Below are 11,664 nucleotides of genomic sequence, written 5' to 3'. Positions count from 1 at the left end.
TTGTGCGGGGCGCTCTCGCGCTCCGGCCCCCTGCCCCCGCACCGCACCGCACCAGGAAGGTGTCCCCGTGGAAAACGGCGCCCCGACCGCCAAGCCCGTGATCGTCGCGATCGACGGCCCCTCCGGCACGGGCAAGTCGAGCACGTCGAAGGCCGTGGCCGCCCAGCTCGGCCTGAGCTACCTCGACACCGGCGCCCAGTACCGCGCCATCACCTGGTGGATGGTGACCAACGGCATCGACCTGGAGGACCCGACCGCCATCGCCGCCGTCGCGGGCAAGCCGGAGATCGTCTCCGGCACCGACCCGTCCGCCCCGACCATCACGGTCGACGGCGTCGACGTGGCCGCCCCGATCCGCACCCAGGAGGTCACCTCCAAGGTCAGCGCGGTCAGCGCGGTGCCCGAGGTGCGCACCCGGATCACCGAGCTGCAGCGCTCGCTTGCCGTCGGCGCCGAGCGCGGCATCGTGGTCGAGGGCCGGGACATCGGCACGACGGTGCTGCCGGACGCCGACCTGAAGATCTTCCTCACCGCCTCCCCGGAGGCCCGTGCGGCCCGCCGCAGCGGCGAGCTGAAGGACGCCGACGTGCAGGCCACCCGCGAGGCCCTGATCAAGCGGGACGCCGCCGACTCCAGCCGCAAGACCTCTCCGCTCGCCAAGGCCGGCGACGCGGTCGAGGTGGACACCACCGAGCTCACCCTCGCCCAGGTCATCGAGTGCGTCGTCACCCTGGTCGAGGAGAAGCGAGCCGGGAAGTGAGCCTTCCGTCGGAGCGGGGCGCCGAGGCCGGGCGGCGCATCGGCGTCGGCCTGATGTACGGGCTGTGGCGGCCGCGCGTGCTCGGCGCCTGGAAGCTGCCCGCGAGCGGTCCGGCGATCCTCGCCGTGAACCACTCGCACAACATCGACGGCCCGATGGTCATGGGCGTCTCGCCCCGGCCGACGCACTTCCTGATCAAGAAGGAGGCGTTCGTCGGCCCGCTGAACGCCTTCCTGACCGGCATCGGCCAGCTCAAGGTGGACCGCGCCTCCGCCGACCGCACGGCCATCACCCGGGCCCTCGGCGTGCTGGAGGCCGGGGGAGTGCTGGGCATCTTCCCGGAGGGCACCCGGGGCGAGGGCGACTTCGCCTCGCTGCGGGCCGGGCTCGCGTACTTCGCGGTGCGCAGCGGGGCGCCGATCGTGCCCGTGGCCGTACTGGGAAGCACCGAGCGGCCCGGCCGGTTGATAAAGGCGCTGCCCCCGCTGCGCTCGCGCGTCGACGTCGTCTTCGGCGACCCGTTCGACGCGGGCGACGGGTCGGGGCGGCGCACGCGCAGGGCGCTGGACGAGGCGACCGAGCGCATCCAGAAGCAGCTCACCGGCCACCTGGAAAACGCCAGGCGCCTCACCGGGCGCTGAGCCACACTTGAGTAGTGGATCAGCCCACCAGGGCCGCTCCACCGATCACCACGATGAACGACGAGGTACGGACTTCATGAACGACCAGACCCAGCCCGGCGACTCGGCTGAGCACGAGTACGACCACGGGGCTCTCGGCGACGCCGAGTACGCGGAGTTCATGGAGCTCGCCGCGGAAGAGGGCTTCGACATCGAGGACGTCGAGGGCGCCATCGAGGCGGCGGGCCACGGCCCGCTGCCCGTGCTCGCCGTCGTCGGCCGTCCCAATGTCGGCAAGTCGACCCTGGTGAACCGGATCATCGGCCGCCGCGAGGCCGTGGTCGAGGACAAGCCCGGCGTCACCCGCGACCGCGTCACCTACGAGGCGGAGTGGGCGGGCCGCCGCTTCAAGGTGGTCGACACCGGCGGCTGGGAGCAGGACGTCCTCGGCATCGACGCCTCCGTGGCCGCGCAGGCCGAGTACGCGATCGAGGCCGCCGACGCGGTCGTCTTCGTCGTGGACGCCAAGGTCGGCGCCACCGACACCGACGAGGCGGTCGTGCGCCTGCTGCGCAAGGCGGGCAAGCCCGTCGTGCTGGCCGCGAACAAGGTCGACGGGCCGAGCGGCGAGGCCGACGCCAGCTACCTCTGGTCCCTTGGCCTCGGCGAGCCGCACCCCGTCTCCGCGCTGCACGGACGCGGCACCGGCGACATGCTGGACGCCGTCCTGGAGGCGCTGCCCGAGGCGCCCGAGCAGACCTTCGGCGCCGCGGTCGGCGGCCCGCGCCGCATCGCCCTCATCGGCCGCCCCAACGTCGGCAAGTCCTCCCTGCTGAACAAGGTGGCGGGCGAGGAGCGCGTCGTCGTCAACGAGCTGGCCGGCACCACCCGCGACCCGGTCGACGAGCTGATCGAGCTGGGCGGGGTGACCTGGAAGTTCGTCGACACCGCGGGCATCCGCAAGCGGGTCCACCTCCAGCAGGGCGCCGACTACTACGCCTCGCTGCGCACCGCGGCCGCCGTCGAGAAGGCGGAGGTGGCCGTCATCCTCATCGACGCCTCCGAGAACATCTCGGTCCAGGACCAGCGCATCGTCACCATGGCGGTGGAGGCGGGCCGCGCGGTCGTCCTCGCCTTCAACAAGTGGGACACCCTCGACGAGGAGCGCCGCTACTACCTGGAGCGGGAGATCGAGACCGAACTGGGCCAGGTCGCCTGGGCGCCCCGGGTCAACGTCTCGGCCCGGACCGGCCGGCACATGGAGAAGCTGGTCCCGGCGATCGAGGCCGCCCTCGACGGCTGGGAGACCCGGGTGCCCACCGGCCGGCTGAACGCCTTCCTCGGCGAGCTGGTGTCGGCCCACCCGCACCCGGTCCGGGGCGGCAAGCAGCCGCGCATCCTGTTCGGCACCCAGGCCGGCACCAAGCCGCCGCGGTTCGTCCTCTTCGCCTCCGGCTTCATCGAGGCGGGCTACCGGCGCTTCATCGAGCGCCGTCTGCGCGAGGAGTTCGGCTTCGAGGGCACCCCCCTCCACATCTCCGTGCGGGTGCGCGAGAAGCGCGGCAAGAAGAAGTGACCGGCCCCTGAGGCATGGGAAAGGGCGGCTGCCCCGGAGAACCGGGGGGCCGCCCTTTGCCATGCCTCAGGCGCCGCGCCGGGGAGCGGGCGGCAGCCCCGCCGGGACGTGGTGCATCCCGGTGTCCTGCTGCCGCCCCAGCGTGCCGACCCGCTGCCACTGCGGCTGCTGCTGACCGCCGCCCTGCCGGGCGCTGTACGCCCCCGCGCTGTAGGCGCTGTAGGAGGTCACGCGGTACGAGCCGGTGCTGTGCGGGGTGTGGCCGAAGGCGCAGAACCCCAGCTCCTCCTCGCCACTGCGGTCGCCCGGCAGCGTGCGGAAGGCCTTGACCCACTCCGCGTAGAGCGAGTCGTAGATCGGCGTGGCCGATGGCGCGACCGAACCCTCCCCCGCCCGGGCGGACGGAACGGAGGCGAAGGAGGACCGGCGGGGAGGAGGGGTGTCGTATGCGTGCACGTATGTCCAAACGACCGGAATCTGAAAGGGATGCGGTCGTACGAGTCGGGGCGTGCTCCCGGCCCGCCGCCGGACGGATCTCAGGTGCCCGCGAGCGGCAGCGCCGCCGCCACCAGCTTCCCGCTCGCCGCCGCCCGGTCGAGGGAGTCGCGCAGCAGGTCCTCCCTGGGCTGCCGTCCGATGGACCCCACCGGCGCCGCGAACATCAGCACCTGCTGGTGCTTGTTGGCGGCGGCCCGCCAGCTGTCCGTCACCTGCAGCGGCTGGTGCGCCTGCCACCAGGCGACCGGCTGGCCGCCGCCCATCCCGGGCTGGAGCACCGCGTGGAGCTGGCCCATCGCGAGCAGGACCGACCAGCCGTGCAGCACCGGCGGGACCGACGCCAGCTCCATCACCGGCATGAAGCCCTGCTCGATGAGCAGCGGCAGGAAGTCGTCGCCGGCGCCGAAGGAGCCGGGGCGCACGATGGGCGCCGTCGGCTCGACGACGAGCGCGGGGTGCAACTCGCCCTCGATCAGGACCAGTCCGCTGGTCACGCCGAGCACGGCCTGCTCGGGGACGGACCGCTGCGGGCCGCCGTCCGCGGTCGGGCGGCCGCCGATGGACCGGACGGCGCCCTGCAACTGCTCCTCGGTGACCTGCACGACCTGCGAGGGCAGGCAGCCGGCGTGGGCGAAGGCGAGGACGGCGGTCTCGTCGCCGACGAACAGAACGGTGCTGGTGCGCTCCTGCTCGGAGTCGCCCGGAGTGCGGCAGGACGTGCAGTCGTAACTGCCCGGGGCGTTCTCTCCGGCGAGCAGCCGGTCGGCTTCTTCGTCGCCGATCTCGGCGCGTACTGCGTCACTGACGTCGAGCATGCGCGGCACGGTGGCTCCCTCGGGATGCGGTGCTGGGTCGGCCGGGTGGCTCCCGGCCGCTGAGCCCCGGTGCTCCGGGCTCATGAAGAAGACAACGGGCGTCCTGTGGTGGGGGTCACGCCCCCGGAGCAACGGAATCGAACCATCCACCGCACAGGGTCACCACCGGTGCGGAACCGGGCACTCAGCGTCAAGTCCGCGTAAATGTCGGGCACTTGAATGAGTGAAGTGGGTCACGCGCCGGTCGTCCTTGTGGTCGAAAAATCAGGAAATCAAGGTACGAAAGGGCTGGCCGAAAATCGCCGGTACCTGAGGTAACCGCCAACTGGCCTGGAACGAAGGCGATTTGGTTGAAACGGGCCGTCCGGTCTCTCTAGATTCCTCCGCCGTGTGCAGACGCACCGCTCGGGTACGTCCGCCGGCCGGCAAGGCAGAGCAGGATCGCCGCACCGGCCGCGGTGGACGGGGCGGGCGCGATGAGCCGTGGTCCTGCGCGGCGAGGCGCGCTCCGTCCGGGGGAGCCCGGGTCCGTGGAGAAGGAGTCACATGTCCGACTGTGCCGACAACACCCGCCGCACCACCCGCCCCGACGGCGCCCGCAGGAGCCGTACGACAGCGGCCGCCCTGGCCGGAGCCGCGCTGCTGGCCCCGCTGGGGCTGCTGACCGCCACCGGCGACGCGACCGCCGCCGACAACGGGGTGTGGGACCGTATCGCCCAGTGCGAGAGCGGCGGCGACTGGCACATCAACACCGGCAACGGCTACTACGGCGGCCTCCAGTTCTCCGCCGGCACCTGGCGCGCGTACGGCGGCAGCGCCTACGCCCCCACGGCCGACCAGGCCTCACGCGACGCGCAGATCGCCGTCGCCACCAAGGTCCAGCAGGCCCAGGGCTGGGGTGCCTGGCCGGTCTGCTCGGGCCGGGCCGGGGCCACCGGGAACGCCCCGGCCGCCTCGGGGGCGGAAGCCAAGAGCGGCGCGACGACGAAGCCGGCGCCGGCCGCGGAACCCGAGCGCACGTCGGCCCACACCGGCCGCGGCGCGGCCCGCGGCGGCTACACCGTCCGCGAGGGCGACACCCTGAGCACCATCGCCGCCCGGCACGGCACCACCTGGCAGCGGATCTACGCCACCAACCGCGGCGTCGTCGGCGACGACCCGGACCTGATCGTGCCCGGCCGGCGCCTGGCGCTCTGAGCGAGCCGCGGCCCCGCAGCCGCTGTCCCGTCGAGGACAGCGGCTGTCCGCATCGGCTGGCACACTCGGCCCCATGTTGGAGACCTCGGCTCGACTGCTGCGTCTGCTCTCGCTGCTCCAGGCCCACCGCGAGTGGTCCGGCGCGGAACTCGCCGACCGGCTCGGCGTCACCCCGCGCACGGTCCGCCGGGACGTGGACCGGCTGCGCGAGCTGGGCTACCCGGTCAACGCCAGCCCCGGCACCGGAGGCGGCTACCAGCTCGGCGCGGGCGCCGAGCTGCCCCCGCTGCTGCTGGACGACGACGAGGCCGTCGCCGTGGCCGTCGGGTTGCGCACCGCGGCGGGACAGGGCATCGAGGGCATCGGCGAGACCTCCGTACGCGCCCTGGCCAAGCTGGAACAGGTGCTGCCGAACCGGCTGCGCCGCCGGGTGGGCGCGCTCAACGTCTTCACCGTGCCGATGCTGCAGGGCGGCCCGCCGGCCTCCCCGGTCGACCCGGCGCTGCTCACCGAGATCGCCCATCTGTGCCGGGACGCCGAGCGGCTGCGCTTCGAGTACCGCACGCACGACGGCGCCGCGAGCCGCCGGACCGTGGAGCCGCACCGGCTGGTCTGCACCGAGCGCCGCTGGTACCTGGTCGCCTGGGACGTGGACCGGGCGGACTGGCGGACCTTCCGGGTCGACCGCATCACCCCCCGGCCGCCGCACGGGCCCCGCTTCACCCCGCGGGAGCCGCCCGCCGGGGACCTCGCGGCCTATGTCTCCAAGGGCGTCTCCACGCGCGCGTACGCCGAGCGGTCCGCGGTGCGGCTGCTGGTGCCGCTGCACGAGGCGGCCGAGCGGATCTCACCGTCCGCCGGGACGCTGGAGGCCGACGGCCCGGACGCCTGCGTCCTGCGCAGCGGCGCGCCGAGCCTGGACGTGATGGTGATTCACATCATGATGACCGGCTTCCCGTTCGAGGTGCTGGAGCCCGCCGGGCTGACCGAGTCGATCAGGAGGATCCGCGACCGGCTCGACGGGGCCCTGGCCCGGTCGACGGGACCGCGGGCGGGCGGCCCGGCGAATCCATGAATTTCCCATGCGGCGTCAGCCCTCCCGGCGCCGCCCGGGATTCGGAGCGGAATCACGCCGCGGACCTGCTCCGGACGATGCCCCGGGAAGCTTTGTGCCGGACAATTCGGGAGGGTGTTCCGGCGCGCGAGAATTCTGTTCGAATACCCCGGCGAACGGCGTGGAAACCCCCGATCGTGTGACGGAGTTCGAAGAAAACCGGTCCGGGAACCTGTGACAGAAGCGTGACAGGAGGGGGCCGCGAGGCTCGCCGTCCCGGCGCTTCCGTCGCCGCCCGAAGCGGCCTAGCGTGGCCGCATGGCACCCATTCCCACTCCGCCAGCGGAGCCCCAGGACAGTCCCGACGGGTACGTCGGCCTCGAAGCCCCGAACGCCGAGCGGCTCGCCCGCCGGCGCGGGTGGTCGACGGTACGGTCACTGCCGCCGGGCACGGTCATCACCATGGAGTACCGGGTGGGCCGGCTGAACTTCGAGGTGCGGGACGGCCGGGTGGCCCGCGCCTGGAAGGGCTGACCACCCCGCCGCCACGGCGAAGGCCCCGCTCCCGGACCGGGAGCGGGGCCTTCGCCGTGGCGGCGGGGGTCGGTCGTGCGTACCGGGTCCCGCCGCCTCGACGGGGTCAGCCGCCCGAGACCGGACGGGCCGGCTGGGAGGCGCCGCGCGGCAGCCGGTCGGCGTGCGGCGGCCTGCGGCTGCCCGCCGGGGTGACCGGAGTGCGCTCGGAACGCGCTGTGTGCGGGCCCGGGGCCAGATGGACCGGCGTCCGGGGCCCGCGCACCGACGCCACCGGCTCACGGGCCGGAGCGGGCTGCTCGGCGGGCGCGGTGCGCGGCTTGAGCACCACCGGGACCGGCACGGCCGGCGCGGGAGCGGTACGGCCGCGGCGGGCGCGCCAGCGGTCGCGCAGGTCGAAGATCGCGGTCTCGGTGCGGGCGATCACGGGTTCGCACCACGGCAGCGCGAGCAGGATCAGCAGGCCGGCGGCCCAGCCCAGCAGCACGTCGCTCAGCCAGTGCGTACCGAGGTAGACGGTGGCCATCCCGACGCCCAGCGAGGTCACGGCCGAGATCGCGGACAGCCAGCGGCGCGCGGTCGGGGTGGAGGCCAGATAGGCGAGGATTCCCCAGGTCACCACGGCGTTCGCGGTGTGGCCGCTGGGAAATATATCGCCGCCGAGACCCATCTCGTTCGAGCCGATCACGGTGGCGTAGTGCGGGCCGAGCCGGCCCATGCCGTACTTGGCGGCGCCGACCGTGATGTTGAGCAGCAGCAGCGAGGCGCCGAGGGTCAGCAGCGGGCGGAGCGTGTGCTGCCGCCAGGAGCGCCAGCCCAGCCAGGCGGCGACCATCACGGCGGTGGGGCCGCGCTGGCCGAGCACCACGTAGTAGTCGACGAACCAGTGGATCTCCGACCACTGCTGGTACGGCCGGAAGAACATGACCTGCCAGTCGAGCCGGACCAGCCAGGAGGTGATCACCACGGCCCAGACGATCGCCAGGTAGAAGGCGAGGGTCGCGGTGAACAGCACGACCCGGTGCCGGCTCATCCGCGGCACGTCGAGGTGGGCCGGCCGTTCCGGCTCACGGTCCAGCCTGGCGAACACCCGGTCCAGACGCCGGGTGAGGTTTAGTTCGGTACGCACCCGATCGACGTTACAGTGAGTGCGCTCTGTTCCCGGTCGAAACAGCGGCTTTGTGATGACGATGTGATGTGGGAAACCTCTCAGGAGCCGCCGAATTTCAAGGATTCCGCAATCCGGTGAACCTGCTTCCTGCAATTCCTTTGATCATTCCGGGCGGCGGTTATATGGCCCTTATGAATTCGTTCACCGAATCATGGCGTGGAATTCAGGGTGCGCTCATCGGCCGCCGGAGCCGATCACGGCGGACCGGAGCCGTTCAGCCAGAACGCCCCGTACACCGCCGCCGCCACCGCCAGGCCCGCCGTGACCAGGGCCGATCGTGAGGTCCGGGACCGGGCCAGGGCGCGGGCGAGCGGAAAGAGCAGCGGGAAGGCCGGCATCAGCAGCCGCGGCTTCGACCCGAAGTAGCTCGACGCGCACAGGGCGAGGGCGAGCACGACCCCCGTGTACACCAGCAGCGGGAGGGGCTGGCGCTGCCGTACGCCGGTCACGTAGAGCAGGACAAGCAGGGCCACCCCGACGATCAGGCCCGCGCCGGCGAGGGCCGCCGGGAACGACGTGAACTTGGCGGCGACGAAGCGGGCGAAGGCGTAGCCGCCGTCGAACCCGTTGCGCCAGCCGGCCTGCACGTCCAGATAGCCGAGCGGCCCCCCGCCGGTGCGGTGGCCGACCCACAGCACGTAGCCGGCCGCGCCCAGCGGGGCGACGAGCAGCCCGAGAACGCGGCGCCAAGCGGGCGCGAGGGGAGCGCGAGGGGTGCGGGACGGGGCGCGTGTCGCATCCCGCGCGCTCTCCGGCGTGGAGTGCGCGCACGCCGGCCCGTCCGCGCCTCCGGTGTGCGCCACGCGCCCGGCGTGCACCCCGGCCGCCGGTTCAGGAGCACGGCCGCCGGCCAGTGCGTCGCGCGCGCCCCGCTCGCGCAGGAAGGCGAGCACGCCCGCCGCCCACACCGCCGCGACGACCGCCAGCCCGACCGGCCGGGTGAGCCCCGCCAGCGCCGCCAGCACACCCGCCGTCACCCACCGTCCGGTCAGCACGGCGTACAGCGACCAGGCGGCCAGCGCCGTGAACAGCGACTCGCTGTACGCCATCGACTGCACGATCCCCACCGGCAGCACCGCCCACAGCAGCACCGCGCACACCCCCGCCCGGGGCCCGTACACCCACTCCGCGACCGCGAAGATCCCCCCGGCCGCGGCCAGCGAGGCGAGCAGCGACACCACCAGGCCGGCGTGCGCGTACGACAGCGGCGTGACGCCGTGCAGCAGCCGCTCCAGCCAGGGCAGCAGCGGGAAGAAGGCGAGGTTCGAGTGGACGTCGCCGTTCGGCAGGCGCACCTCGTAGCCGTAGCCCAGCCCGGCCACCCGGGAGTACCAGAGGGAGTCCCAGCGCGCCCCCAGCAGGGTGAGCGCGCTGCTGCCGCGCGCGGCGCTCCACGCGGCCAGCACGAGCAGGCCGAGGACACGGACGGCCGCGTACCCGAGGAGGGCCGGGGCCGCCCGGCGCGGGAGGGTGCCGCGGGCCGGGGCCGCGCGCGTCGCAAGGTCGGTCACGGGCCCGATTATCGACCGGGTCCGGAACCGGTCCGCCCGCCGGGCGCTCCCACGTCGTACGAGGTGGCGTACGCCACACGGGTTCGGTCCCGCGTGTGAGAGGTCCGCCACGTGTGCCCACGACGGACTCGCGTACGCTGGCGAGTCACCCGCGTGGGTTTGCGCGGGCCGGAGACCCCGCTCCTCTCCGGCCGTACGACGGAGAGTCCCCACTCCGCCGATCCGCCGCACGCGAGGGATCATCTGGGAGGTACGTACATGTCCGGGACGACCACGGCTGCCGCTCCGCCGCGCCGTCGGGAGGCCGGGACCGGTGCCGGTGCCAACCGCTGGGTCGTCCTGGTCGTCCTCTGTCTCAGTCTGCTGCTCGTCGCCCTCGACGCGACCGTGCTGCACGTGGCGGTCCCCGCCGTCACCGAGGACCTCAGACCGGGCGCCGTGGAGCTGCTCTGGATCGTCGACGTCTACCCGCTGGTCTGCGCCTCGCTGCTGATCCTCTTCGGCACGCTCGGCGACCGGATCGGACGCAGACGCGTGCTGCTCCTCGGCTACGCCCTGTTCGGCGTCGCCTCCGCGGTGGCCGCCTTCGCGCCGAGCGCCGAGACGCTGATCCTCGCCCGCGCGCTGCTCGGTGTCGGCGGCGCGATGATCATGCCCGCGACCCTGTCGATCCTCCGCCAGGTCTTCCCCGACCGGCGCGAACGCGCGCTGGCCATCGGCGTCTGGAGCGCGGTCGCCGCCGTCGGCGCCGCCGTCGGCCCGCTGCTCGGCGGCTTCCTGCTGGAGCACTTCTGGTGGGGCTCGGTCTTCCTGGTCAACATCCCGCTGATGCTGGTCAGCCTGCCCATCGGGCGCATGCTGCTGCCCGAGTCCCGGGGCGAGAGAGAAGGCCCCTGGGACGTCACGGGCGCGCTGATGGCGGCGGCCGGGCTGTTCGGCGTCGTCCTCGGCGTGAAGCGGCTCGGCGGCGGCGAGTCCGCCGCGAGCCCGTTCACCGTGGCCCCGCTGCTGCTCGGCGCGGCGCTGCTGTACCTCTTCGTCCGGCGCCAGGGGCGCCGGACCCACCCGCTGGTCGACCTGCGGATGTTCCGGCGGCCGGCCTTCAGCACCTCGGTGGGCTGCATCGTGCTCGCCATGCTCGCGCTGGTCGGCCTGGAGCTGATCGCGGCGCAATACCTGCAACTCGTGCTGGGTCTGTCGCCGCTGCGGACGGGGCTGCGGCTGCTGCCCCTGACGGTCGCGGCGATGGCGGCGGGCCTCGCGGGCGCCCGGATGCTGCGCCGGTTCGGACCCCGGCGGATGGTCGGCGCCGGCTTCTGCCTCACCGCGGCCGCGGTGGCGACCCTGACCGCGATGGGCGGCGAGGACAACGCGCGGCTGCTGCTCTGCGGCTTCGTACTGCTCGGCTTCGGCCTGGAGACCACCCTCTTCGGCGCCTACGAGTCGATGCTCAGCGAGGCCCCGGCCGAGCAGGCCGGCGGGGCTGCGGCGATCGGCGAGACCTCGTACCAGCTCGGCGCCGGCATCGGGATCGCGCTGCTCGGCAGCGTGATGAACAAGGCCTACGCGCCGGGCCTCGCCGCGGTGCCGGGCGTCCCCCCGGACGCCTCACGCGCGGCCGGCCACTCGCTCGGCGAGGCCTACGAGATCGCCGGGCGTCTGGGCGGGCCGGCCGGCGAGGCCCTGCGCCGGGCCGCCCGGGACTCCTTCGTGCACGGGCTGCACGTGACCCTGCTGGTCAGCGCCGGGCTGCTGCTGCTGGGCGCGATGATGGCGCTGCGGCTGCCGCGGATCATGCAGTGCGGTGAGCAGGGCGCGGACGAGACCCCCGCGGTGGGCGCGGTGCCCTCCCCGAGGGAGCCGCAGCAGCCGAAGGTGTCGGCCTGACCCCCGCTCTGGACGTGCGGGACACTGCACCGTAACGTCGC

General features: G+C 73.5%; 11 protein-coding genes. 7 read left to right on the top strand and 4 right to left on the bottom strand.

The window, feature by feature from the left end:
• The first annotated feature begins 67 nt into the window (after positions 1 to 67).
• From cmk to der, 3 genes are all read left to right on the top strand, one after another.
• Entirely contained in the window at positions 68 to 760 is a 693-nt protein-coding gene (gene cmk, locus ACZ7JA_RS27060; protein WP_351672788.1) for a (d)CMP kinase, read from the top strand.
• 53 nt (positions 761 to 813) lie between these two features.
• Positions 814 to 1,401: a lysophospholipid acyltransferase family protein gene (locus ACZ7JA_RS27055; protein WP_470810890.1), complete on the top strand. Its 588-nt coding sequence runs from the start codon at positions 814 to 816 to the stop codon at positions 1,399 to 1,401.
• A 76-nt stretch (positions 1,402 to 1,477) separates the two neighbouring features.
• Complete coding sequence (gene der, locus ACZ7JA_RS27050; protein WP_351672786.1) at positions 1,478 to 2,956, top strand: ribosome biogenesis GTPase Der; 1,479 nt, start codon at positions 1,478 to 1,480, stop codon at positions 2,954 to 2,956.
• Between the two features lie 66 nt (positions 2,957 to 3,022).
• On the opposite strand, the gene ACZ7JA_RS27045 is transcribed toward der, so the two are convergent.
• Positions 3,023 to 3,412, bottom strand: coding sequence for a hypothetical protein (locus tag ACZ7JA_RS27045; RefSeq protein ID WP_351672784.1), 390 nt, complete (start codon positions 3,410 to 3,412; stop codon positions 3,023 to 3,025).
• 80 nt (positions 3,413 to 3,492) lie between these two features.
• A complete protein-coding gene (locus tag ACZ7JA_RS27040) occupies positions 3,493 to 4,278 on the bottom strand; it encodes a hypothetical protein (RefSeq protein WP_351672782.1) in 786 nt (261 codons plus the stop codon).
• Between the two features lie 537 nt (positions 4,279 to 4,815).
• Between ACZ7JA_RS27040 and ACZ7JA_RS27035 the strand changes: the two genes are divergently transcribed.
• The 3 genes from ACZ7JA_RS27035 (at position 4,816) to ACZ7JA_RS27025 (ending at position 7,054) form a co-directional block, all read left to right on the top strand.
• A complete protein-coding gene (locus tag ACZ7JA_RS27035) occupies positions 4,816 to 5,466 on the top strand; it encodes a LysM peptidoglycan-binding domain-containing protein (protein WP_470810850.1) in 651 nt (216 codons plus the stop codon).
• A gap of 73 nt (positions 5,467 to 5,539) precedes the next feature.
• Positions 5,540 to 6,541, top strand: a complete 1,002-nt coding sequence (locus ACZ7JA_RS27030) for a helix-turn-helix transcriptional regulator (RefSeq protein ID WP_470810848.1) — start codon at positions 5,540 to 5,542, stop codon at positions 6,539 to 6,541.
• A 297-nt stretch (positions 6,542 to 6,838) separates the two neighbouring features.
• Positions 6,839 to 7,054, top strand: coding sequence for an I78 family peptidase inhibitor (locus tag ACZ7JA_RS27025; RefSeq protein ID WP_351672776.1), 216 nt, complete (start codon positions 6,839 to 6,841; stop codon positions 7,052 to 7,054).
• Between the two features lie 106 nt (positions 7,055 to 7,160).
• Here the strand turns inward: ACZ7JA_RS27025 and ACZ7JA_RS27020 are convergent, their stop codons facing one another.
• Positions 7,161 to 8,183 (bottom strand): phosphatase PAP2 family protein, encoded by a 1,023-nt coding sequence (locus ACZ7JA_RS27020; protein ID WP_351670996.1) that lies wholly within the window; start codon positions 8,181 to 8,183, stop codon positions 7,161 to 7,163.
• 236 nt (positions 8,184 to 8,419) lie between these two features.
• Positions 8,420 to 9,736 (bottom strand): hypothetical protein, encoded by a 1,317-nt coding sequence (locus ACZ7JA_RS27015; RefSeq protein ID WP_470810845.1) that lies wholly within the window; start codon positions 9,734 to 9,736, stop codon positions 8,420 to 8,422.
• 258 nt (positions 9,737 to 9,994) lie between these two features.
• Between ACZ7JA_RS27015 and ACZ7JA_RS27010 the strand changes: the two genes are divergently transcribed.
• Positions 9,995 to 11,623 (top strand): MFS transporter, encoded by a 1,629-nt coding sequence (locus ACZ7JA_RS27010; RefSeq protein ID WP_470810843.1) that lies wholly within the window; start codon positions 9,995 to 9,997, stop codon positions 11,621 to 11,623.
• Positions 11,624 to 11,664: the final 41 nt, after the last annotated feature.

The sequence above is a fragment of the Streptomyces sp. NPDC038135 genome, assembly GCF_055601245.1.
Note: the sequence above shows the minus strand (reverse complement) of the source record. Positions and strands in the feature narration are given on the sequence as shown.